Genomic DNA, 23,849 nt, shown 5'->3' with positions numbered 1-23,849 from the left:
AGGGACAAATGGCCGCGAGGGGGCTTCATGTCGCAATAATAAGGGCGATGTCGCAATAGTGCGATATTATGGCGTTGCACGGCAGGGGCCAAAGGCGGTTACGCGGCATACCTGCGCCAATCACCGAACCGGATGGATTCGCTTATGAAACACTATTCAGCCTTTGCTGTGGCGCGCGAAGCGCTGCGCTATCATACCGGATGGGAACGCGCCTGGCGTTCGCCCGAGCCCAAGAAACGCTATGACGCCATTATTGTGGGGGCGGGTGGCCATGGTCTGGCAACCGCCTATTACCTGGGTAAGAACTATGGCATCCAGAATGTCGCTGTGATCGAAAAAGGCTGGCTGGGCGGGGGTAATACCGGTCGGAACACCACCATCATCCGCTCGAACTATCTGCAGGATCCGTCTGCCGCGATCTATGAAAAGGCGCGTAGCCTTTATGAGGATCTGAGCCAGGACCTGAATTATAACGTCATGTTCAGCCCGCGCGGCGTGATGATGCTGGCGCAGACCCAGCATGAAATCCGCGGCTATCAGCGCACGGCTCATGCGAATGCGCTGCAGGGTGTAAAGACTGAATGGATCACACCTGACCGGGTCAAGGAACTGGTGCCAATCATCAATCTCGAAGGCCCGCGCTATCCGGTTCTGGGTGCGCTGTGGCAGGAACGCGGTGGCACCGCCCGTCACGATGCGGTGGCTTGGGGCTATGCGCGCGCTTGTTCCGCCATGGGCATGGATATCATCCAGCAATGCGAAGTGACCGGGGTTCGGTCACAGGATGGTCGTGTTGTCGGTGTCGACACCACCAAAGGTGCGATCGACTGTGACAAGCTGGGCATCGTGGTTGCGGGCCATTCCGGTCAACTGGCCGAAATGGCGGGCTTCCGTCTGCCGCTTGAGGCGATTGCTCTGCAGGCGCTGGTGTCTGAGCCGATCAAACCCTGCATGGACGTGGTCGTGATGGCCAACACGGTGCATGGCTACATGTCGCAATCCGACAAGGGAGAGATGGTGATCGGTGGCGGCACCGACGGGTTCAACAACTACACCCAACGCGGCAGCTTCCACCATATCGAAGAAACTGTGCGCGCGCTGGTCGAGACCTTCCCGATGATCTCACGCCTGAAAATGCTGCGGCAATGGGGCGGGATCGTGGATATGACCGGCGATCGCTCGCCCATCCTGTCAAAAACACCCCTGGGGAACTGTTTCATCAACGGTGGCTGGGGCACCGGTGGCTTCAAGGCCATTCCGGGGTCCGGCTGGGGCATGGCACAGCTGATGGCCACGGGTCATTCACCGCTGACCGAGGCGTTCTCGTTGGATCGTTTCAAAGAAGGCCGCTTCATCGACGAAAGCGTCGCGGCCGGGGTGGCGCACTGATGCAGATTTTTCGGCGAAAAATCTCGCGCGCCCGTTACTCAGATTTCGCATGCAGCATGGTCTCGCCTGCTGCCGAAAGGATGAACATATGCTGATCCTGAATTGCCCCTACTGCGGCGTCGATGCCGAAGAAACCGAACTGGCCGCCGGTGGCGAGGCGCATCTGAAGCGTTTCGGTCCGGGCTCGTCGGATGGTGACTTCCACGATTACCTGTTCATGCGTGAAAACCCTAAAGGCGTTCATTTCGAACGCTGGCGTCATGCGAACGGATGCGGCAAGTGGTTCCACGCGGCGCGCTGCACGCAAACGCTCGAAGTTTTCGGCACCTACTCTGCCCAGGTGTTTGAGCCGCCCAAAGAAATTCGCGAGGCGATCACCGCCAAGCGCCCTGGCTGGACGTGGAGAGAATACAAATGATCCGCGCCACCACCCGTAATTCCGCCTGCGAAAGGTCCGCATCATGAGCACCCGTCTCGCAAATCAAGGCCGGCTGATTGACCGGTCGAAACAGGTCACATTCTCCTTCAACGGCACTTCGATGCAGGGCTACGAAGGCGACACGCTTGCCTCGGCCTTGCTGGCTAATGATCAGATGATGATGGGCCGTTCGTTCAAGTATCACCGCCCGCGTGGTGTTGTCGCCAGTGGTGCGGAAGAACCCAACGCTCTGGTCGGTCTGGGGCAGGGCAATCGGTTCGAGCCGAACCAGCGCGCCACCACGACCGAGCTGTTCAACGGTCTGACCTCGATCTCGCAGAACCACTGGCCGAACCTGGAATTTGATATCGGTGCGATCAATACGCACCTGTCGCGGTTCCTGCCGGCTGGCTTCTATTACAAGATGTTCATTCATCCCAAGCCGTTCTGGAAACATGTCTACGAGCCGTTCATCCGCCAATCTGCCGGTCTGGGCAAAGCCCCCGACAAGGACAGCCGTGATGCGGATACCTATGAACATTTCTACAACTTCGTCGATGTGTTGGTGATCGGTGGCGGTGTGGCCGGTTTGCAGGCTGCCAAAGTGGCCGCTCAGTCCGGTGCAAAGGTCATGTTGATTGAGCAGACCGCGCATTGGGGTGGCCGTGCCCCAGTTGATGGCGGCACAATCAATGATGAGCCTGTGGATAATTTCGTGGAACAAATTGTTTCCGAACTTGAAACAATGGACAACGTCATCTTGCGCAATCGCTGCATGGGTGCAGGGGTCTATGACCATGGCTATGTGCTGGGCTATGAACGCCTGACAGACCACAAGCCTGGTGCACAGGGCCCGCGCCATCGTCTGTGGCGTATTCGGGCGAAACAGGTCGTGACTGCTACCGGTGCGATTGAGCGTCCGTTGTCCTTTGCGGGCAATGATGTGCCAGGTGTCATGCTGGCCTCGGCCATGCGGGACTATGTCGTGAACTGGGGTGTGACACCCGGTGAAAAGGTGATTGTGGCCACCAATAATGACGACGCCTACCGGACTGCGATCACCCTGAAACAGGCCGGTGTGGATATCTTGCGTGTGGTTGACGCAAGGGCTACCTCGGGCCCTCTGGCTGAAGAGGCGCGCCAACTGGGTATCCGCGTCGATGTGGGCAAGGCCATTGCCAAAGTCAAAGGCGGCAAACGCGTCAAGAAAGTTGCCATCTGCAATCAGGACGGCATCGGTGGCGCCCGTGAAGAGGTGGAATGCGATGCGGTTGCGATGTCGGGCGGTTGGTCTCCGGTCGTGCATATGTGGTCGCATTGCGGCGGCAAGCTGATCTGGGACGATGCCAATGCGCATTTCCGGCCGGATCCTGCACGACCCCCGCTTGGGGCCGATGGCGAAGGGTTCGTCGTAGCCGCCGGGGCATCGAATGGCCCGATCGCGCTGGTCGATGTGCTGGCCGATGCCGATGCAGCTGGTAAGGCCGCAGCCAAAGCGGCTGGATTCAAAACCAAACGCACCAAAGCGCCTGTCGGGGAAACTACGTCCGAGGCACCTATGGCTGCGGTCTGGTTGATGCCTGCGAACGCGGATATTCAACTGCGGATGAAGTCCTGGCTGGACTTCCAAAACGACGTCAAAGTTTCGGACGTGCAACTTGCCGCGCGTGAGGGGTATGAGAGCGTTGAACATACCAAGCGTTACACCACTCTGGGCATGGCAACGGATCAGGGTAAACTGAGTAACATCAACGGATTGGCGATCCTAGCTGATGCGTTGGACTCCGAAATCCCGAAGGTTGGAACAACAACGTTCCGCCCGCCTTACACCCCAATTTCAATGGCATCTATCGGCGGTGAGGCACGTGGTGAGTTGTTCCAGCCAATCCGCCAGACTCCGATGCATAACTGGCACGACAAGAACGGTGCCGATTGGGAGCCGGTCGGCCACTGGCGCCGGACTTATGCCTATGTTCGTCCGGGTGAATCCGTGCATGACGCCGTGAACCGTGAGGTGAAAAACACCCGCGAGAACCTCGGCCTGCTGGATGCCTCGACCCTGGGCAAGCTGATCGTAAAAGGGCCGGACGCAGGCAAGTTCCTGGACATGATGTACACCAACATGATGTCTACGCTGAAGATCGGCAAATGCCGCTATGGCCTGATGTGTTCCGAAAATGGCTTTCTGATCGATGACGGTGTTGTTGCCAGGATCGACGAAGACACATGGTTGTGCCACACCACCACCGGCGGGGCCGAACGTATCCACGGTCACATGGAAGAATGGCTGCAAACCGAATGGTGGGACTGGAAAGTCTATGTTGCCAACGTGACCGAGCAATATGCGCAGGTCGCCGTTGTTGGCCCCAACGCCCGCAAGGTGCTTGAAAAGCTCGGCGGCATGGATGTGTCGAAGGAGGCGCTGCCCTTCATGGAGTGGCGCGATGGCAAGATCGGCGACTTTGATTGCCGGGCCTATCGCATCTCGTTCTCGGGTGAGCTGTCGTACGAGATCGCCGTTCCTGCATCCCAAGGGCAGGCTTTCTGGGATGCGCTGACAGAGGCAGGCAAGGAATTCGGCGTGATGCCCTATGGCACTGAATGTCTGCACATCCTTCGGGCCGAGAAAGGCTTTATCATGATCGGCGACGAGACCGACGGCACCGTGATCCCGCAGGATCTGGGGCTGCATTGGGCGCTGTCGAAAAAGAAAGAGGATTACCTCGGCAAGCGCGCTCATTCCCGCAGCCATATGGCCGATCCCGAGCGTTGGAAACTGGTGGGTCTTGAGACTGTGGATGGTTCTGTCATCCCGGATGGGGCTTACGCAGTGGGCGAGGGTGTCAACGCCAACGGTCAGCGCAACATGATCGGTCGTGTGACCTCAACCTATTATTCGGCCAATCTGGGCAAAGGCATCGCCATGGGCTTGATCAAGCATGGTCCTGACCGCATGGGCGAGATTGTCGAGTTCCCCGGCACCGATGGCAAATCCTACAAAGCAAAGATCGTGGATCCGATCTTCTTCGACAAGGACGGGGAGAAGCAGAATGTCTGAACCCATCAGCGCACTGAACCACGCCAGCTATGAGGGCATCGCCAAGGTTGAAGAATGCGGCCTGCAGGGCATGATCACCCTGCGCGGCGACCTGTCCGACAAGGTTCTGGTGAAGGCCGTCAAAGACGCCACCGGCCAGAAAGTACCCGGCCAGCGCGAGGCATTTGTCGACGGAGACTGCGGTGTTTGCTGGATGTCCACCGACGAATTGCTTGTGCTTGTCCCATATGCCGAGGTCGAGGCCAAACTGGCCGCGATGACCAACGCGTTGAGCGGTGTGCATGCCCTGGCGGTCAACGTCTCGGATGCCCGCGCGGTGTTCAGCATCTCGGGCGCGAACGCTCGCGAAGTTCTGGGCAAACTGGCCCCGGTAGATCTGTCGGCTGACGCCTTCCAACCTGGCCAAATCCGCCGCTCGCGCTTGGCGCAGGTTGCCGGTGCGTTCTGGATGGATGACGCCGAAACTCTCCGCGTCGTCTGCTTCCGGTCAACCGCAGACTACGTGTTCAAGCTGCTTAAAGTTGCTGCGCAGCCCGGCAGCGGCATCGGGATTTACTGAACCGAAGTGAACTAAAAAGCCCCGGTCACACCGGGGCTTTCTTTACCCGGTGAATACGCTGCAGACTCCAGATCCATATGGCTTGTTGGCAGCGCTTATATGAGCAAAACTGGCGCGAACTTTGACAGTGTTTTTTGCTGAATTAAGATTTGCCTGATATTTCATGCGCAGATTTTGTCCTTCGCTTGACCGGAGGGTGACGTTCCAAAGCAAGCGATATTCGCCACTTTTTTTCACTTTGAGTTGGGCGCTGGTCCAATCGTGATGGCCGCTGACAACTTTGGCCTCGCGCGTGTCAGTATCTACTTGAAAAAAATATTCGGGCGCGATCCAGCCGTGGCCGTCCGGCTTCGTGATTTCACATTTGTATTCAACAGTACCAGCTAAAACTGAATGCGCGGAAACGATCATCGCTGCAATCGCCATAAGCGAAGCTTTCATTTTTGTTATCCTTCAAACTAATCCGTGGGCGCACTTCAACCAGCTCACGCTTGGGTTGCAAGTGGGGAAACACCTACTTCGACAGGGCTAATGGCCGCATTACTACCCAGTAAATAAAACCGTATGGTATCGTGTCATTTCCGTTGGGCTGAGCGCTTTCTGAACATCCAGCGGGCGTCCGGTTTCGTCAGTAATTTTAGAATAAAAGGAGAGGCTGTTCAGCAGGTCGGATGTCCGCTGGTGTCTGTCCTTTTCGGCCAAAAGCGGTGAGTGGAGCGAGAGGTACAGAGTGGGTCGCGTCCGTTTCAACCAGGGCAGGATCGTCGGCAGTACAAAAAACTCAGCCCCCTCAATATCCATTTTGACCAGAGATACACCCGATAGGTCATTTACGGCCTCGAACTGATCCCACTCGATGGTCAATGCATCTGTCCCATGCACCCCGTCATGCAACAGTGAACTGGTGGAATCCCCGGGTACACCGCGAACGGATGCCATACGGGCCACGCCGAATTGATCCGACAATGCGACGCCAAATGCCGAAACATTGCGAATGTCGTTCAGGTCCAGATTCCACGCCAGATGCCGAAACGCGGTGGGGTCTGGTTCGAAACACCAGACGTGGCGGGCTTTGCGGGCACCGTACAGCACCGTTGGGCCGATCCATGCCCCGATGTCCAGATAGTCGCTGTCCGGCGTTAGATATCTATCCAGCACGGCAAAAGTCTCGGGCTCCCACGCGCCGGCCGAGGCCTTGCGCCAGAACTTCGAGTGGTAGGGATCCAGCCGGAAAGGCTCGCCATTCAGGCTGCCCGCATAGTATCCGCGGGCGCGGTAAAACATCTTGCGCGCCTGAGTTAGCATCGCGGACCTCCGGGTTTTATGATCTCTGCCCTTGACCTGCGGCACTTGCCAAAGCATTTAACCTTTGGAAACCGCAACATTCATTTTCAACAGGGGGCCGAGATGGCTTTTGAACTTCCTGATCTTCCTTATGCACACGACGCGCTGGCAGCCAAGGGCATGTCCGCCGAAACATTGGAATTTCACCACGACCTGCACCACAAGGCCTATGTCGACAACGGCAACAAGCTGATCGCCGGTACCGAGTGGGACGGCAAGTCGCTGGAAGAGATCATCACCGGCACCTACGACGCAAATGCCGTCGCGCAAAACGGCATCTTCAACAACATCAGTCAGCTTTGGAACCACAACCAGTTCTGGGAGATGATGGGCCCCGGCGACAACGCCATGCCTGGCGAGCTGGAAAAGGCGCTGGTCGAATGCTTTGGCTCGGTTGACGAGTTCAAGTCGCAGTTCAGCGCAGCTGGTGCCGGTCAGTTCGGCTCGGGCTGGGCGTGGCTGGTCAAGAATGCGGACGGTTCGTTGGCAGTGACCAAGACCGAAAACGGCGTGAACCCGCTGTGCTTTGGTCAGACTGCTCTGTTGGGTTGCGACGTGTGGGAGCATTCCTATTACATCGACTTCCGCAACAAGCGTCCGGTGTACCTGTCGAACTTCCTCGACAATCTGGTGAACTGGGAAAACGTCGCTTCGCGGATGTGATCCAGTGACCCGTAGAGGGTTCATAAAGGGCCTGCTGGCAGTGATGCTGGCAGGCCTTTTTGCTGCCACGTATGGTTTCTTCATCGAACCCGCGCTGCGCCTGCGTGTTCGTAAGTGGCGGATCCGGCGCGCGGACTGGACCGCACCGCCGCTGCGGATCGCGGTGCTGGCTGATCTGCATGTGGGTGAGCCCTATGTGGGGTTGAAAAGAGTCCAGCAGATCGTTCGGCGCACAAACGCTCTGTCACCTGACCTTATCCTGCTGTTGGGTGACTATGCCGCCGGGCACAGGATAAATTTACAACCGGTTAAAATTGCCGATCTGGCGCCGGTGTTGTCCGGGTTGCAGGCAAAGCATGGTGTCTATGCGGTTCTGGGAAATCACGATTGGTGGGATGACCGGTCAGCCCAAAAGCGCAGGGGCGGGCCGAATCTGTACGGCGATGCGCTGAGGCGGAATGGTATCCGGGTGCTTTCAAACGAGGCCTTCAAACTGGATGGTGCCGGGATTTGGCTTGCAGGCCTTGAAGATCAGTTGGCGATTTATACGGGCAATGGTCGATACCAAGGGCTGGATGACCTGCCTGCGACGCTTGGGCAGATCACGGATGATGCCCCGGTGGTGATGATGGCGCATGAACCGGATATCTTCCCCAAAGTTCCTGATCGCGTGGCCCTGACCCTGTCGGGTCATACTCATGGAGGGCAGGTAAGGCTGTTTGGCTGGTCGCCGGTGGTGCCCTCGAAATTCGGCAATCGCTATGCCTATGGTCACGTGCGCGAAGGCAATCGTGATCTGGTCGTGTCCGGGGGCATCGGATGTTCGATCCTGCCCGTCCGTTTTGGCGTAACGCCCGAGATTACGGTCATCGAACTGTCCTCCTGACCGGTGAAAACCCGCCTATAGCGGCAGTTTCGGTGCCCGGCCGGATTGTAAGATGGCGCGCAGTGCCTACCTTAAAGGGAGCGGAGGAGAGAGCCGCAAATCACTTGCAAAAAACACAGGCGGCGCGGCGAAAAACAAAGCTGCGCAAACGGTTAGCCGTGCCTGAAACCCGAGGGATGGTCTCAGAAAAACCAAATCAGGAGATCACAATGGTCGCATTAACGCAGGGAACATGGATTGTCATCGCCGACGGGGAAAAGGCGCTGTTCATGGAGAATATCACGGATGCCGAAGACCCCAATCTGGTGGTTGTCTCGGTCGAAGAAAGCGATGCCCCAAACGCTAGGCCCTCTGATCGGGCGGGGCGGCGCTCGGACAATGGCCCAAATCAGAAATCAGCGGTCGAAGAACCCAAGTGGAAATCTCAGGCCAAGTCTTTGTTCGTGCAGGATGTGGCTAACCTGTTGAATCGCAAAGGTTTGAAGGGGGTATATAAACGCCTGGTTTTGGTCGCCAGCCCCCATGTTTTGGGCCTTCTGCGTCGCCGCCTGCACAGCGAAGTCTTAAGGAAAGTGGTTGCCGAGGTTGATAAGACCCTGACCAACCACCCGCTGAACAAAGTGGAACAGGTTCTGATCAGCCGTCTAAAACCGGCCAGTTGAGTATCCGGCGATCTGCGGACGGACCATACTGCCCGACTAGCCCTTATGCGGGACCAGCATCGCCCTCAGGGTCGACATCGCCGTTTCCGGGCTGTCGACCCACGTTATGAAATCGGCCAGAGATGTGTCCGCAAATCCCTGGCCGATGACCTGCTGCACAAGATCATGCAGAGCATCCCAATATCCATCAACATTCATGACCAGAATGGGCTTGTCGTGCAGACCCAACTGTCGCCATGTCAGGGCTTCGAACAATTCGTCCAGTGAACCCGGACCACCTGGCAGGACGACCACGGCATCGGCGTTCATGATCATGACCTTTTTCCGCTCGTGCATCGTTTCGGTAATCACGAAACGGGTCAGGTCGGTCTTGCCGATCTCGCGCTTTAACAGGTGAACGGGAATTACGCCGAATGTGTCGCCTCCGGCGGATTGCGCTGCGCGCGCAACTTCGCCCATCAGGCCCACATCGCCAGCACCATAGACCAGTCGCCAGCCCTCCTGCGCCAGAAGCTGGCCAAAGGTCCGGGCGGCGTCGGAATAGCTGGTTTGGGCGCCATTGCGTGACCCGCAATACACACAGACGGATTTCTGAGACATCGAGAGGCTTCTCCGGGGTTGTATCTGGGGTTTTGACCCGTGATAGCGGTATTGATAGATTGGCTCAACCGTCAGGCAGAATGCGTTGTAGATAAGGCATTTGCGCTGCGGAGTGAAAGGAAGAGTATGGATTCCAATTCGGGAAGCGAGAGCCCCAGATCTTTCACCTGGGGGGTGATCGCCGGTTTGCTGGTTCTGTTGGGCGTCGGCGGCGCATATTTTTCCGGCGCGTTTAACGGCACGCCTCTCGACCCAACAGCGCAGGAAGATGTGGCTGAGGATGCCTCCGAGAGCACCTCTGTTGCCTCTGACTCCGAGGAAACCGCGCAGGCCGATGCTGCGACTGATACGGATACGGCAGCAGCCGAGGCTCCGACCGAAGAGGCTGACGAGACCGCTGAACCGGCTGAAAATGTTGCCGAAGTTACGCCTCCGGCCCTGGATCAGATCTTCGTGGAGCCTGACGGGAATGCTGTTCTGTCCGGAAATGCAGAACCCGGCGCCAAGGTGCGGGTATTGCTGGACGGTGAGGCAGTTCACAGCTTTACCGTTGATGACAGCGGGCAGTTTGCCGAATTCGTGTCGATCCCGTTTTCCACCGCCGCACGCGGTCTGACGCTGGAAACCGATGGAGTCGATCAACCTGTACGCTCTGATGACTATCTGATTGCTGCATTGCCCGAACCTGAACCAGAGGTCGCATCGGTCGATACTGCAGAAACCACCGCAGCCGACGAATCCGCAGGCGGCGATGAAACCGAGGCGGGGCAGGTCGCTCAAACCGACGACACATCTTCTGAAGAAACGACAGATTCCACGCAAGGACAACAGGTTGCGATCCTGCGATCGGGGGAAGACGGGGTCGAGCTTGTCCAACCTGCAACGCCTCAGAGCACCGAACCTGATCAGGTTGCGTTGGATACGATCGGGTATTCAGACACGGGTGAGGTCGAGCTGACCGGCCGCGTAGCTGATGGTTCCGCGGTACGCGTGTACCTGGACAACCAACTGGTCGCTGATATGCAGCCCACGGATGATGGAAAATGGCGCAGCGAGATCGAAGGCATTGATCCCGGTGTGTATACGTTGCGTGTGGATGAGGTAGCCTCGGACGGCACGGTTAAAAGCCGTCTGGAAACCCCGTTCAAGCGTGAGCCTCTAGAAGTTCTGAGCGTGGCCGAAGTGGACGATGGGCCAGCACCCTCTCAGGAAACACCGGCCATCCGTTCGGTTACAGTACAAAAGGGTGATACGCTTTGGGCTATCTCTCGGGAACGATTTGGCGATGGTGTCTTGTATGTCAAACTGTTCGAGGCCAACCGAGGCGCGATCCGCGACCCGGATCTGATCTATCCGGGGCAGGTATTCACCATTCCGGAATAATCCTGTACCTCTGACCTTCCGGGGTCAGGGGCACTCTCTGACCGCAGTTCCGGTACGTGAAGAGACGAGTAGCCCCGATGAATTCCGACAATATCCCAAAATTGGACGCGCGCAGCTCTGGCTGGCGTACAATCCGGAAAGTTGCGCCTTATCTCTGGCCCGAGGATGAACCCTGGGTAAAGCGCCGCGTTCTGATTGCAATGGGCATGTTGGTTCTGGCCAAGTTGATCGCGGTCTACACCCCGATTTTGTACAAAGGCGCGGTTGATAGCCTGGCGGGCGAGGGCGTTCCCCCCGTTGCGCTGGGTGCTGTTGGGTTGACGGTGGCATATGGTGTCGCGCGCATGATGACTGTTGGTTTGCAGCAGTTGCGGGATGCGGCCTTTGCTCCTGTCGGGCAGCGAGCATTGCGCGCACTGGCATTGGAGACTTTCCAGCATATCCACCAGTTGTCGATGCGCTATCACGTGACGCGGCGCACGGGCGGTCTGAGCCGTATTATCGAGCGCGGCGTAAAGGGGGTCGAGTTCCTCTTGCGTTTCCTGCTGTTTTCCATCGGGCCTTTGATCCTTGAACTGCTGCTTGTTGCGATCATTCTGATGTGGCTGTTTGATGTCTGGTATCTGGTGGTCGTCGCGGCAACGATCGCGCTGTATATCTGGTTCACATTTGCGGTGACCGAGTGGCGCGTGAAACTGCGCCGCGAGATGAATGATCAGGATACCGAGGCGAACCAGCGCGCCATCGACAGCCTGCTGAATTTTGAAACCGTCAAGTATTTCAATGCCGAAACGCGTGAAGCTGAACGGTATGATGTGTCAATGAAAGCCTATGCGGGGGCGGCTCTCAAGACGGCGTATTCTCTGGCGTTTCTAAATTTCGGGCAGTCCTTTCTGATCACCTGCGGATTGATCGGTGTGATGGTCTTGGCAGCCATCGGGGTGCAGGCCGGGACGCTGACCGTGGGCGATTTCGTTATGGTCAACGCCTATATGATCCAGATTACCGTACCGCTGAATTTTTTGGGTACTGTGTATCGGGAAATCCGCCAATCTCTGGTCGATATGGGCCAGATGTTTGACCTGTTGGAACAACCCGCCGAAGTGGTCGACAAGACCGATGCACCGGATCTGGATGTAACAGGGGGTGAGGTTACCTTGCATGATGTACAATTCGGATATGATGCTGAGCGGGAAATTCTCAAAGGTGTTTCCCTAACCATTCCTGCGGGCCAAACCGTAGCGATTGTGGGTGCGACGGGGTCGGGTAAATCCACCATCGGTCGGTTGCTGTTCCGGTTCTACGATGTCACCGGGGGCGCGCTGAAAATTGATGGGCAGGATGTGCGCGATGTCACGCAGACCAGCCTGCACGCGGCAATCGGAGTGGTGCCACAGGATACCGTGCTGTTTAACGATACCATTCGCTACAACATTGCCTATGGACGCGACGGGGCCACGCAGGAAGATGTCGAAGCCGCCGCCCGGGCTGCCCAGATCCACGATTTCATAGTCACGTTGCCCGAAGGCTATGACACGACAGTCGGTGAGCGCGGGCTAAAGCTGTCGGGTGGGGAAAAGCAGCGGGTCGGTATTGCCAGAACGCTGCTGAAAAACCCGCCGATCCTTTTGCTGGACGAGGCGACATCGGCGCTGGACACAGATACCGAACAAGACATCAAGGATGCTTTGGCCCATGCGGGCGAGGGGCGTACGGTTCTGACGATTGCCCATCGCCTGAGCACAATCGCCGAGGCAGACAGTATTGTAGTGCTAGAGCGTGGCAAAATCCTGGAGCAAGGCACGCATGATGAGTTGCTGAAACGTGAGGGGCGTTATGCCCAGCTTTGGAATCGCCAGCAATCGGATATGCAGGCGGCCTGATAGGCGGCCCAAACTATGTTACACTACAGATCACTCATCTGAGGTTTTGTTATGCATAAATATTTCCGCAAGTTCATTGTGCCAGCCATAGCGGCAGTTGCCACACTTACACCGGTCTATGCGCTTGGAGACCCCATCATTGGAATTTGGAAGACCGAGCCGGACCGGAAGAACCTCGTCTCTGACATCAAAATTACAGCCTGCGGTGACAAGTTCTGTGGTCAGATTTTATCTGCATATGACGCCAGCGGAAAAGCAGTACAGACGCCGAATATCGGAAAGAAACTGTTCTGGGATGTCGGCAGCCAAGGCGGTGGTAAATATGGCGGGGGTGAATTCTGGGTGCCGTTAGTGGATGTTGATGCAGTTCCGCAAATGACGCTGAAGGGTGACACTCTGATGGTCAAAGGGTGTGAACATCACATTTGTGCGCATCAAACCTGGACGCGCGAGTAAAACAGGGCTGGATTGCCCAACCCTGTTGCTCTTTATTCGGCTGCTTTCAGCGGTGAACCGGTCGGTTCTTTCCCGGAACTGTCAGCGCTCGGATCGTCGGTACGCAGCTCATCATCCCAGACCATTTCGGTTGCCTGAGCATTCATCGCGGCTTTACCGATGGCCATATCCAGCGCCACCTGGCTGGATTTTCCTGCTGTAGCGCGGGCCAAAATCTTACCCAACCAGATGGCATAGGTTGTCACCCAGACCCGCATAGCCAAAAGCGAAGGCGTCACGATCAGCGTCAGTACCGTCGCGATACCAAGGCCAAAGACAACTGCGGTTGCCAGCTGTTTCCACCACAGCGCTGTGGGGCTGTTGATCGAATACCCGCCGTTGATAAAGTCCAGCGACAGCCCGAACATCATCGGGGTAAGGCCAGCCATCGTGGTGAGTGTGGTCAACAGAACCGGACGAATGCGTGCCTCGGCGGTGCGTATGATCGCCTCGATCCTTGGCATGTACTGGCTATATTCCTGATAGGTGTCGATCAGAACAATGTTGTTGTTCACCACGATCCCCGCCAGAGCCACAATACCCGTTCCTGTCATGATGATCGAGAAGGGCTGTTGCATCACCATCATACCGATCAGAACACCTGTTGTGGACAGTACCACGGCCAGCAGAACTAGGATCGAATTGTAGAACGAGTTGAACTGCGCGAGCAGAATAACGAACATCAGCCCCAACGCGCCCATAAAGGCATTCACAAGAAACGCCCCGGATTCGGCCTGATCCTCCTGATCACCTGTCCATGTCCAGCTGACGGTACTGCCAAAAGGATCGGTTTCCAGCCATTCAGTCAACACAACAATCCGTTCGTTCGGGTTAATCAGACTGGTGCGCGCGTCACCGGATTCGATCCGCGTGCGCAAATCATCGGTGCTTTCTGCCTCGGTCAGCATGATTAGTTCGAACTGAGTCCCATCGGGAAATGCCAATGCGCTAGCTGTGGGGCTTTCATTCTCTGCGAGTTCACGCACCACTGCCAATCTTTGATCGGCCCCATCCGGTCCTGTGACCACAACATTGCTCAGGCCGGGCTCAACATCCGCCTTCACGTCAAAATAACGTTCCTGATCGACACGGTTGATTTCGGCCAGTTTGGCGACTGGTTTGCGCGAGACAAAGTTGGACAGTGGCACCAAACCATCGACCGTGCGGACCTTGAGCGTATCAAGCGTTGACAAGACACGATCCTGATCAGGCAGGCGAACACGGATTTCGATTTCATCATCCACGTTGTCCGGGCGCATTTCGCCCAGCAAAAGGCCACGCGTAACAAGCTGTACCATCGCACCGACGGTGGCTACGTCTGCGCCAAACCGGCCTGCTTTGGCGACATCAACGTCAATCTGCCAATCGATACCGGGCAGGGGCAGCGTGTCCTCGATCTTAATAAGGCCCGGGGTGGCGTCGAATGCCTCACGTGCGGCCAAAGTGGCTGATGTCAGCTCTTGCCAGCCATCGGCCTTGATCCGCAGATGGACAGGTTTGGAAGAGCCTGGCCCTTGCTCAAGCGGCAAGGTCTCAACGATGATGCCCGGTAGCTGCGCAAGTTCCCTGTTCAACTCTTCCAGAACATAGTCGCCGTCATAGTCTGGCGCTACTGTGTGCCGGTCCAACAATCCTCCGAAAATCGGTTCCGAGACGTTCGGTCTGTCTTCCCAAGGGATGATTTCGAACTGAACCTGACCAACGGTATCAGCCGGGGATTGGCCACCGGGTCCACCGGTGTCCAAACCACCTTCACCAGCGAATGCAAAAACGTTGATAACAGCCGGGTGCGCACTGATAATCTCTTCTGCGGCGAGTACCATCTGGTCCTTTTCGGCCAAAGAGATATTGCCGCGCGCTCGGACATAGGCCGTGGCCTGCTCTGGTTCGCTTTCAACGAAGAATTCAACACCGCGGTTGTTTTTCCCAAATGCGGTCATGACTGAAGCTACAGCAAGGCCAATCACCACAATTGATACAATCGGCATGATCGGGTTGCCCACAAGGAATTTCACCACATGCCCAAAGCGTGTGTGTTCGCGGCTGGTCTGCACATGCTCAACCGGGGCGCGTTCGATTTTTGCCGCGCTCAGGGTGACCGACCCGGCAAACGCACCTAGCATGAACAGGATCATTCCAAGAACCGAACTACCTGAATCGACCAGGTAGTCTGGGTTCAGTGTCTGCATCGCCCCCAGGAAGATCAGGTATAACGACGGGGGAACCATCGCTGCCCGAACCCACCAGGCTGTTCGCGCCCTCAGCCAGTTCGACGACCGGTCAAACACGCGGCTGAGGCGGCCGGAAACGCCGCCCATCACGGGCAGGTAGATCAATGCAACGATCAACGACGCCGACAAAACGAATATCAGCGTAACTGGCAGCATCCCCATGAATTCGCCCGGAACGCCGGGCCAAAAGAGCATAGGCAAGAAGGCGCATAATGTCGTAGCTGTCGAGGATACGATCGGCCAGAACATCCGTTGTGCGGCTTCGACATAGGCATGCATGGGACCCACGCCCTCGTTGATCCGCTTGTCGGCATATTCAACCACCACGATGGCCCCGTCGACCAGCATTCCGACCGCAAGAATCAAACCGAACATGACGATGTTCGAAATGCTGACCCCCATCACCGCAAGGAATGCAAAGCACAGCAGGAATGAGGTTGGAATCGCAAAACCCACCAGCAGGGCGGCACGGGTCCCAAGCGAGGCCAGAATGACAATCATAACCAGCGCAATAGCGGTAAGAACCGAACCCTCAAGCTGGCTGACCATCGACCCTACGATCCGGCTCTGGTCGTTCGAGGTGCCCAGTTTGATCGCCGCCTGCATCTCGGCTGGCCATTTGGATTGGGCCGCTGCGATAGAGGCTTTGACCTCGTCGACCGTGTCGATCAGGTTATAGCCTTTGCGTTTGACGACCTGCAGTGCCACGGTGGCCTCGCCGTTGAAGCGGGCGGTGCCTTCGCGATCTTCGAAAGTATAGTTGATTTGCGCCAGCTCGCCCATGGTCACGACGCGGTCGCCATTGACCTTGACGGGTAGGTCATACACGTCCTGGGCGGTCTTGAAAGACGAAGGGATCTTGACCGAGAAGGTGCCTTGATCGGTTTCCACCTCACCAGCGGCGATCAGCTGGTTGTTGTTCTGAACAACATTGATCAGCTCGGCGGCGGTAACGTTATACGCTTCCAGCCGCAGCGGGTCGATGATCACCTCTAGCAATTCGTCTCGATTGCCAGCTATCCCTGCCTCAAGCACGGAATCCAATGCTTCCAGATCATCCTGCAAGTCTTTGGCGACGCGGGCCATTGTTCTTTCAGGAACAGCCCCGGTCAGATTGACAATCACAATAGGGAATTCAGAAAAGTTGATCTCGGTCAGGGTATATTGCTCAGCCCCTTCAGGAAAGTCGGCCTGGGCGCTGTTCATGGCGTCGCGGACATCGGCCATGATCGCCGTCTTGTCCCATCCAAAATCGAATTCCAGCGCGACACCGGCATAGCCTTCGGCAGCCGTCGACGTCATTTCTTTGAGACCGTCCAGATCAGCCAGCTCGGTTTCCATCGGCTTGACCAGCAGGTTTTCCGAGTCTTCAGCGGAAATGCCGGGGAACTGAACCGAGACGAAAAGCGCAGGGATTTCGATATCCGGCTCACCTTCTTTCGGCAGGCCAACATAGGCGTATCCACCTACGATCAAGGAAATCGCGATAAATGCCAGAACCATTCGGGCTCGGCCAGCGGCCCAGCTTACTATTCCGGTCATTGCACTGCATCCCGATAAGTTGGCTCAACCATCACGCCGCGAGTCACGAATTCTTGCCCGACAATGATGATGTCCGCCGTTTCCGGCAACCCGTCAACCCAGACACCTTCGGAGGTGTCGCGCAACAAAGTGACCGGAAGGAAATCCACAATGTTCCCATTTCCAACGGTCCGTACACCAACTTTGCCATCGTTATTCAGCGTCAGTGCGGACTGAGGCAGCAGATGTGCCTTGGTCCCTTCAGCCGAGATTCGGATGTCCGCAGTCTGACCGTCCCGAATTGTCAGGTCGGGGTTAGGAACGGTAATCTCGACCTCAAAGGTCCGGGTGGTCTCATCGGCCGACCGGCTAAGGAATGTGACCCGCCCAGAGACCTGAAGCCCCGAGATCAGCTGGGCCGAAGCCTCGGACCCTACGATGATCCGGTTTACATCTGCCTCGGGAACAAACCCGACCAACTTGATTGGGTCCAACTGGATCACAGTCGCACACAGCGACCCTGGTTGCATAAGGCTTCCAAGCTCAGCTGTGTCACTTTCTAACAGACCCTTGAATGGAGCTTCGATCGTCTGGCGTTCGATTTCACGTTCGGCGGCCTCGACTTCGGCTGATGCCGCTTCGATACCGGCACGTGTTGCTTCCAGCCCGGCTTCGGCGCTTTTGATACCAGCCTGGGCTGTACTCATTTCTGCCTCGCTGGAAATCCTGCGGGTTTCCGACCCAAAACCGGTCTCTGATAGCTTTCGTGCGGCTTTCAAGTTGATTTCGGCTTCGGCCACGCGCGCATGTGCTTCCAGCAGACGCGCTTCGGCTTCGGGCACCCGGCTTTTGGCTTCAAGCTTGGCGGCTGCTGCTTCGGCCAGGCTTGCCGGACGGGTGCCTGGATCCAGCTCACATAACAAATCACCGGCTTCGACAAAACTGCCCTTGCGCTTGGGTTCTGATACGACAGTTGACGTCGTTTCGGCCAGAACTTCGACTTCGCGATTTGCTCTGGTTTGTCCACGCAGAGTCACTGCACTGTCTACTTCGCGGGCGACAGAGCGCTGTGCAACCACACGGATTACGTGCCGATCCTCTGCGGGAATTTCAGAAGATTCTGCCTCGGACGTAGTGCCCGGGTTTGAATCATCGCGGCCGGCGAATGCTAATAATGCATCCCTTTCGAATACCAAATAGAACAAGGCAACAATCACCAAAAAGGCGTTTACGAATGAAATCAAACGCATACAGGGTCTCTCCCAGAATTCTTTGCCGACTGTCCCTCGGCGCGCATGCTTAGAAATGGGGGCGGGGCCTCATCTTTTCCACACTAAACTGAATAGTTCGGTTCACTTTTTTCTGCAAGGGTATCCGCAGGTGGGGGAATTGTATGAAATCGGACCCTTGGCTTGGCAATGGCAGCGGGGTATGACATTGCCCAATATCACAGAACACAAGCCCGGGGAGCAGGGATGAGCGACGTCGACAGTTTCATTGATGAGGTGACCGAAGAGGTGCGCCGCGACCGTCTGTTCTTGCTTTTGCGCCGTTGGGGTTGGGTTGGCGTAGTGGCGGTTGTTCTGATCGTTGGTGGTGCCGCGTTCAACGAACTGCGCAAGGCGCGCGCAACCAGTCAGGCACAGGATCTGGGAGATGCGATTCTGGCCGCTATGGCACAGAATGAGTCCGCCGATCGTGCCGATGATCTTGCCTTGGTACCTGCACCAACACCCGGTGGAGATGCGATTGTAAAGATGCTGCTTTCTGCCTCGCAGACCGAAATCGAGTCCGGGCAGGGCGCTGTTGAGAGTCTGAACGCCATTGCGGTTCAGGGTGATCTGCCTGAAATTTACCGGGCCATCGCGACCTTCAAGGCTTTGCTGCTGCAAAGCGAGACAATGCCGGTAGCAGACCGGCGTCAGCAATTCGAAGCGCTGGCCGTGCCGGGAGCCCCATTGCGGTTGCTGGCAGAGGAGCAACTGGCACTGATCGAAGTGTCCGAAGGTCAAGTCGATGCCGCCATTTCCCGTTTGCAGGCAATGCGGCAGGACGCTGAAATCGGCGTAGATCTGCAGCAACGCGCAACACAGTTGATTGTTGCGCTGGGTGGTGAACCGGAACCGCTGGTCGCACGGCAAAGCTGAACCGGTAGAAAATAAATGACAGGCAAGTTCGGAGTATCATGGTGATTAGTCTCTTCCCCCGTATTGGGTTGCCGGTCGCGGTTGTTTCCCTGACATTGCTGGCGGCTTGTCAGGAGCCCGAAGTCATCCTGCCCGGAGCTCGTGAGGACATCCGACCCACATCCGACAATGAAACGGTTGAGACCCAGGGAGCCAAGCCAATCAGCCTTCCTGCCCAGACGGCCAATGCCAACTGGTCACAAAGCCCGGGAACCGCGGCGTATCGGACGACAAATGCCTCTTTGCGCAATACGCCGCAGAAACTGTGGTCCACCTCGATCGGTGATGGAGATTCGCGCAAGCAGCGCATCACGGCCGAACCGGTCGTTGCAGGTGGCTTGATCTACACGCTGGATTCCGGCGCGACCGTTTCAGCGGTCTCACCGCAGGGGCAGGTTGCCTGGAGCACAAATCTCCTGCCCGGCACTGACGGGGATTCAGATGCGACCGGCGGTGGATTGGCCTATGCTAATGGCGTTCTTTATGTGTCTTCTGGTTTTGGTCGCCTGACCGCTCTGGATGGCAAAACCGGTGCCATTCGTTGGCAAAAGCGCCTGAATGCTACGGGCAGCGGCTCACCTCTGATCAATGATGGCCTGCTGTATCTTGTCGCCGGAGATGAAACCGGATGGACGATTGATACAAAAGATGGGCGCATCCTCTGGCAGGTTCAGGGCACCCCAAGCGTCGGCAATGTGTTGGGCGCGCCTGCGCCGGTGATTGCCTCGGATTTCTCGGTGTTTGCATTTGGCTCGGGCGATATTGCTGCAACGTTCCGCAGAGGTGGTATTCGCCGCTGGAACGCGTCGGTTGCTGGTGGGCGTCGCGGGCGCGCCGCAGCACAGATCGTTGACGTAACAGGCGGCCCGATGGTGGTCGGCGATACCATCTATATCGGCAACCATTCGGGCCGCACCGTGGCATTCGATTCCACTTCGGGTGAGCGGAGATGGACCGCGGATGAAGGCGCCGTTGATACGGTTTGGCCGGCTGGAAACAGCATCTTCCTGATTAGTGACCGCAGTCAGTTGGTGCGTCTGGATGCCTCGGATGGCTCGATCGTGTGGGCGCAGGACTTGCCTGGATTCGTCAAGGACAAGCCTGGTCGGCGTGGCGCAATCTATGCGCATTACGGGCCGATCATGGCTGGTGGGCGTATCGTTGTTGCATCGAACGATGGTTATCTAAGGTTCTATAACCCGCTCGACGGCACGCTGGTTCACCGCGTCGAGGTTCCCGGCGGTGCCACTACGGCGCCAGTTGTTGCCGGGCAAACCTTGTACGTCGTTTCGACCAAAGGTGAACTGCACGCTTTCCGTTGACGACAAGATGCGCTAAAGGGCGCGTCTGAGTCTTGAAAGTTGAGTAACATGTCCCTGACCCTCGCTATCGTGGGGCGCCCCAATGTGGGCAAATCCACTTTGTTCAACCGCCTCGTCGGCAAACGACTGGCATTGGTCGACGACCAGCCAGGTGTTACGCGCGATTTGCGCGAAGGCGAAGCGCGTCTGGGCGATCTGCGCTTTACCGTTATTGATACGGCGGGTCTTGAGGATGCGACAGACGACAGCCTTGAAGGCCGGATGCGACGCCTGACCGAGCGCGCCGTGGACATGGCTGATGTGTGCCTGTTCATGATCGACGCGCGTGTGGGGTTGACGCCCACAGATGAGATGTTTGCCGAGATTCTGCGCAAACGATCGAAGCACGTGATCCTTGCGGCCAACAAAGCCGAAGGTTCGGCGGCTGATGCCGGTGTGCTCGAAGCTTATAATCTGGGTCTGGGCGAGCCGGTCCGCCTGTCGGGTGAACATGGCGAGGGGATGACCGATCTTTACGCACATCTAATGCCTCTGGCGGATGCTGCTGCGGAAAAAGCGATCGAAGAAGCGCCCGTAACCGATATCGAGCTTGATGAAGACGGCGAAGCCGAAACCCCGTTGATCACCGACGCCAAGCCGTTGCAAGTTGCCGTTGTTGGTCGCCCGAATGCCGGAAAATCCACCCTGATCAACAAGATCGTTGGCGAAGATCGCTTGTTGACCGGACCCGAGGCTGGGATCACACGCGATGCAATCAGCCTGCGGATCGACTGGGCCGACCCCGAGGGTGAAAGCACACCGATGCGGATCTTCGATACTGCGGGGATGCGCAAAAAAGCCAAGGTACAGGAAAAACTAGAGAAGCTTTCTGTATCGGATGGTTTGCGTGCAGTAAAATTTGCCGAGGTTGTGGTGGTGTTGCTGGATGCGGCGATTCCGTTTGAACAGCAGGATCTGCGCATCGCGGATCTGGCCGAACGCGAGGGCCGAGCCGTAGTTGTCGCCATTAACAAATGGGATATCGAAGAGGACAAGCAGGAAAAACTGCGCGATCTGAAAGAATCGTTCGAACGTCTTCTGCCGCAGTTGCGCGGCGCGCCACTGGTCACGGTTTCCGCCAAAACAGGGCGGGGGCTTGAGCGCCTGCGTGCTGCTATCCTACGCGCCCATGATATCTGGAACCGCCGTGTGCCGACTGCTGCTTTGAACCGTTGGTTGATCGCAATGCTGGAACAGCACCCGCCGCCAGCGCCGCAGGGTCGCCGGATCAAGCTGCGGTATATGACTCAGGCCAAAACCCGCCCCCCTGGATTCGTGGTTATGTGTTCGCACCCCGACAAGATGCCTGAAAGCTATAACCGTTATCTGGTCAACGGCCTGCGTGAGAGTTTCGATATGCCCGGGACCCCCATCCGACTGACCTTGCGCGGACAGGGAGACAAGAACCCTTATAAGGGACGGCGTAAGAAAAACGCAGGTGCCTTGGCCAAACATTTGAAGGGACGCGCGTAACTGCGCCAATCTGTTGCATTTTTCATCTCGGGGCGTGACAGCCCTTTGATGGCGCGCTAGCATTCGCTGGCGCGCTTTTGTTTCCAAGCGTGTCGCTTGTTTGCGGGAAGACCGCACCCATTTTTAGAATCACATTGCAACGGGCCATTGTGGGGAGCCGACGGAATGGATTTGAGAGAATACACACGTCAATACGCGGTTCAGGACAATGGATTGGCCGCGATCAGCTACTTTGGGACTTTCGCGGTCTATTTCTCATCGTTGGCATTAGCCATCATCTATGTGGACCGCTGGTACGTCATGATGCCTGCCGGGGTGGTTTTCGCGTTTTCCGCTGTTCGCCTTTACGTGCTGCAGCACGATTGCGGGCATCATTCGCTATTTGAAACGCGTGCACAGAATGAATGGGCAGGGCATGGGCTTTCCCCGTTCACTTTCGCTCCATTCGAAGTGATGAAGCAAAACCACAACCTGCATCATTCCGGCATCGGCAATCTGGAACATCGTGAGACCGGCGAAATTCATACCATGACCGTGAGGGAATGGAATGCGGCGAACTGGTGGTCGCGGCTGTATTATCGCCTATACCGCAACCCGTTTGTGCTGGTACCGGTCGGAGCACTGTTTACTTATTTCATTCGCTACCGCTGGCCCAAGAATACGATGCGGTTCGGCGTCAAAGGCGTGCTGCTGCACAACCTGTCGATCCTGATTTTCCTGGGCCTGCTGTATCTGATCGCCGGTGCGACCGGTATTTTGGTTTGGGTGGCCTTTTCCTTCCTTGGCGGGATGCTGGGAGTTTTCCTAGTCTATCTTCAGCATAATTTCGAAGACACATACTGGGACCGTCGCCCAGATCTGGATCCGAAATTGGCCGCGCTGCAGGGGTCGTCGGCGCTGGATTTCGGCTGGTGGTTTGATAATGCGGTGGCCTGCATCACATTGCACGACATACACCACTTCAACGCGCGCATCCCGTCTTACCGGCTGCGGGAATGCCACTATAACCTGCCGTCCGAGTATACGCCGCGTCGGATCAAATTCCCCGAGGCGGTAGCGGCTTTGAATCTGAAACTTTGGGATGAGGACACTAAACGGCTTGTGCCTTTCCCGCCCAAAGATCAATCCCGGGGGCTGGCCCATAGCAGCTAGCCGATACCCGCAATGATGTGAGAAGGAAGGGAACTTTGATGACTGCAGTGACCGATGTTAAGGGGGTAGGCGAGGTGCTTGGGCAAGCGTTGATTGCCAATGGCTTCAAGACCGCAGAAGACCTTGCGAGCGCGAAACCCGCAGAGCTCGTCAAAGTTCCCCGCATTGGTGTGGCACGGGCACCGGTTCTTATAGCGGCGGCGAAAGCAGCTGTTTCAGCCAAAACCACGACTGCGCGCGCGGCAACCAAGCGCCCAGCTGCTCGGAAGGGCGTTACTGCCGCCGCCCGGAAGCGGGCTGAGGAAACCGCCCAGAAGGCTGCTGAAGAGAAAGCCGCTGCTGAAGCCAAAGCGCGAAAAAAGGCCAAGGCAAAAGCCAAGGCTGAGAAAGCTGCCAAAAAGCTGCTGGAAATGGAGGCCGCATTCTCAAAGGCAAAGGACAAGGTGAAAGCCAAAGCCAAAAAGGATAAAAAGTCCAAAAAGGACGACAAGAAAAAAGATCAAAAGAAACAGGACGCCAAAGAGAAAGTCGGCAAGAAGAAGAGTAAGAAAAAAGATAAGAAAAAGGCGAAGAAGTAGACCTCCT

General features: G+C 56.8%; 20 protein-coding genes. 15 read left to right on the top strand and 5 right to left on the bottom strand.

Annotation, left to right across the window (positions count from 1 at the left end):
• Positions 1-144 precede the first annotated feature (144 nt).
• The 4 genes from AC2FLE_RS06500 (at position 145) to AC2FLE_RS06485 (ending at position 5,424) form a co-directional block, all read left to right on the top strand.
• The gene (locus AC2FLE_RS06500; RefSeq protein ID WP_496695890.1) at positions 145-1,389 is read left to right on the top strand and encodes a sarcosine oxidase subunit beta family protein; all 1,245 of its coding nucleotides are present in this window, start codon (positions 145-147) and stop codon (positions 1,387-1,389) included.
• An 88-nt stretch (positions 1,390-1,477) separates the two neighbouring features.
• Entirely contained in the window at positions 1,478-1,807 is a 330-nt protein-coding gene (locus AC2FLE_RS06495) for a sarcosine oxidase subunit delta (protein WP_142633040.1), read from the top strand.
• Positions 1,808-1,850: 43 nt separating this feature from the next.
• Positions 1,851-4,865 (top strand): sarcosine oxidase subunit alpha family protein, encoded by a 3,015-nt coding sequence (locus AC2FLE_RS06490; RefSeq protein ID WP_496695888.1) that lies wholly within the window; start codon positions 1,851-1,853, stop codon positions 4,863-4,865.
• Positions 4,858-5,424, top strand: a complete 567-nt coding sequence (locus tag AC2FLE_RS06485; protein ID WP_496695887.1) for a sarcosine oxidase subunit gamma — start codon at positions 4,858-4,860, stop codon at positions 5,422-5,424. The genes AC2FLE_RS06490 and AC2FLE_RS06485 overlap by 8 nt, the downstream gene beginning before the upstream one ends.
• A 42-nt stretch (positions 5,425-5,466) precedes the next feature.
• Here the strand turns inward: AC2FLE_RS06485 and AC2FLE_RS06480 are convergent, their stop codons facing one another.
• Together AC2FLE_RS06480 and AC2FLE_RS06475 are read right to left on the bottom strand one after the other, a co-directional pair.
• A complete protein-coding gene (locus tag AC2FLE_RS06480; protein ID WP_496695885.1) occupies positions 5,467-5,865 on the bottom strand; it encodes a hypothetical protein in 399 nt (132 codons plus the stop codon).
• Between the two features lie 102 nt (positions 5,866-5,967).
• The gene (locus AC2FLE_RS06475; protein WP_496695883.1) at positions 5,968-6,729 is read right to left on the bottom strand and encodes an FkbM family methyltransferase; all 762 of its coding nucleotides are present in this window, start codon (positions 6,727-6,729) and stop codon (positions 5,968-5,970) included.
• 102 nt (positions 6,730-6,831) lie between these two features.
• On the opposite strand from AC2FLE_RS06475, the gene AC2FLE_RS06470 reads away from it, so the two are divergent.
• From AC2FLE_RS06470 to AC2FLE_RS06460, 3 genes are all read left to right on the top strand, one after another.
• Entirely contained in the window at positions 6,832-7,431 is a 600-nt protein-coding gene (locus tag AC2FLE_RS06470) for a superoxide dismutase (RefSeq protein WP_142633050.1), read from the top strand.
• Between the two features lie 4 nt (positions 7,432-7,435).
• A complete protein-coding gene (locus AC2FLE_RS06465) occupies positions 7,436-8,317 on the top strand; it encodes a metallophosphoesterase (protein WP_496695882.1) in 882 nt (293 codons plus the stop codon).
• Between the two features lie 209 nt (positions 8,318-8,526).
• Positions 8,527-8,979, top strand: a complete 453-nt coding sequence (locus AC2FLE_RS06460) for a host attachment family protein (RefSeq protein WP_496695881.1) — start codon at positions 8,527-8,529, stop codon at positions 8,977-8,979.
• Between the two features lie 36 nt (positions 8,980-9,015).
• Here AC2FLE_RS06460 and AC2FLE_RS06455 read toward each other — a convergent pair whose 3' ends face one another.
• On the bottom strand, positions 9,016-9,579 hold the full coding sequence (locus AC2FLE_RS06455; protein WP_496695879.1) for an LOG family protein: 564 nt from the start codon (positions 9,577-9,579) through the stop codon (positions 9,016-9,018).
• 126 nt (positions 9,580-9,705) lie between these two features.
• Between AC2FLE_RS06455 and AC2FLE_RS06450 the strand changes: the two genes are divergently transcribed.
• From AC2FLE_RS06450 to AC2FLE_RS06440, 3 genes are all read left to right on the top strand, one after another.
• Positions 9,706-10,962, top strand: coding sequence for a LysM peptidoglycan-binding domain-containing protein (locus AC2FLE_RS06450; RefSeq protein ID WP_496695877.1), 1,257 nt, complete (start codon positions 9,706-9,708; stop codon positions 10,960-10,962).
• A gap of 77 nt (positions 10,963-11,039) precedes the next feature.
• Entirely contained in the window at positions 11,040-12,845 is a 1,806-nt protein-coding gene (locus AC2FLE_RS06445; RefSeq protein ID WP_142633058.1) for an ABCB family ABC transporter ATP-binding protein/permease, read from the top strand.
• 51 nt (positions 12,846-12,896) lie between these two features.
• Complete coding sequence (locus AC2FLE_RS06440; protein ID WP_496692368.1) at positions 12,897-13,301, top strand: DUF2147 domain-containing protein; 405 nt, start codon at positions 12,897-12,899, stop codon at positions 13,299-13,301.
• A 32-nt stretch (positions 13,302-13,333) separates the two neighbouring features.
• On the opposite strand, the gene AC2FLE_RS06435 is transcribed toward AC2FLE_RS06440, so the two are convergent.
• On the bottom strand, positions 13,334-17,113 hold the full coding sequence (locus AC2FLE_RS06435; RefSeq protein WP_496695876.1) for an efflux RND transporter permease subunit: 3,780 nt from the start codon (positions 17,111-17,113) through the stop codon (positions 13,334-13,336).
• Entirely contained in the window at positions 17,110-18,342 is a 1,233-nt protein-coding gene (locus AC2FLE_RS06430) for an efflux RND transporter periplasmic adaptor subunit (RefSeq protein WP_271947728.1), read from the bottom strand. The genes AC2FLE_RS06435 and AC2FLE_RS06430 overlap by 4 nt, the downstream gene beginning before the upstream one ends.
• Positions 18,343-18,567: 225 nt before the next feature.
• On the opposite strand from AC2FLE_RS06430, the gene AC2FLE_RS06425 reads away from it, so the two are divergent.
• The 5 genes from AC2FLE_RS06425 (at position 18,568) to AC2FLE_RS06405 (ending at position 23,842) form a co-directional block, all read left to right on the top strand.
• Positions 18,568-19,239: a hypothetical protein gene (locus tag AC2FLE_RS06425; protein ID WP_142633066.1), complete on the top strand. Its 672-nt coding sequence runs from the start codon at positions 18,568-18,570 to the stop codon at positions 19,237-19,239.
• 38 nt (positions 19,240-19,277) lie between these two features.
• Positions 19,278-20,600, top strand: a complete 1,323-nt coding sequence (locus AC2FLE_RS06420) for a PQQ-like beta-propeller repeat protein (RefSeq protein WP_496695875.1) — start codon at positions 19,278-19,280, stop codon at positions 20,598-20,600.
• Positions 20,601-20,648: 48 nt separating this feature from the next.
• Positions 20,649-22,112 carry a ribosome biogenesis GTPase Der gene (gene der / locus AC2FLE_RS06415; protein WP_496695874.1) on the top strand — a complete coding sequence of 488 codons (1,464 nt, stop codon included), beginning with the start codon at positions 20,649-20,651 and terminating at the stop codon, positions 22,110-22,112.
• Positions 22,113-22,277: 165 nt separating this feature from the next.
• The gene (locus tag AC2FLE_RS06410) at positions 22,278-23,264 is read left to right on the top strand and encodes a fatty acid desaturase (protein WP_496695873.1); all 987 of its coding nucleotides are present in this window, start codon (positions 22,278-22,280) and stop codon (positions 23,262-23,264) included.
• A 38-nt stretch (positions 23,265-23,302) separates the two neighbouring features.
• Positions 23,303-23,842 (top strand): helix-hairpin-helix domain-containing protein, encoded by a 540-nt coding sequence (locus AC2FLE_RS06405; protein ID WP_496692365.1) that lies wholly within the window; start codon positions 23,303-23,305, stop codon positions 23,840-23,842.
• The last annotated feature ends 7 nt before the right edge of the window (positions 23,843-23,849 follow it).

The sequence above is a fragment of the Ruegeria sp. CDSA077 genome (genome assembly GCF_059612265.1).
Note: the sequence above shows the minus strand (reverse complement) of the source record. Positions and strands in the feature narration are given on the sequence as shown.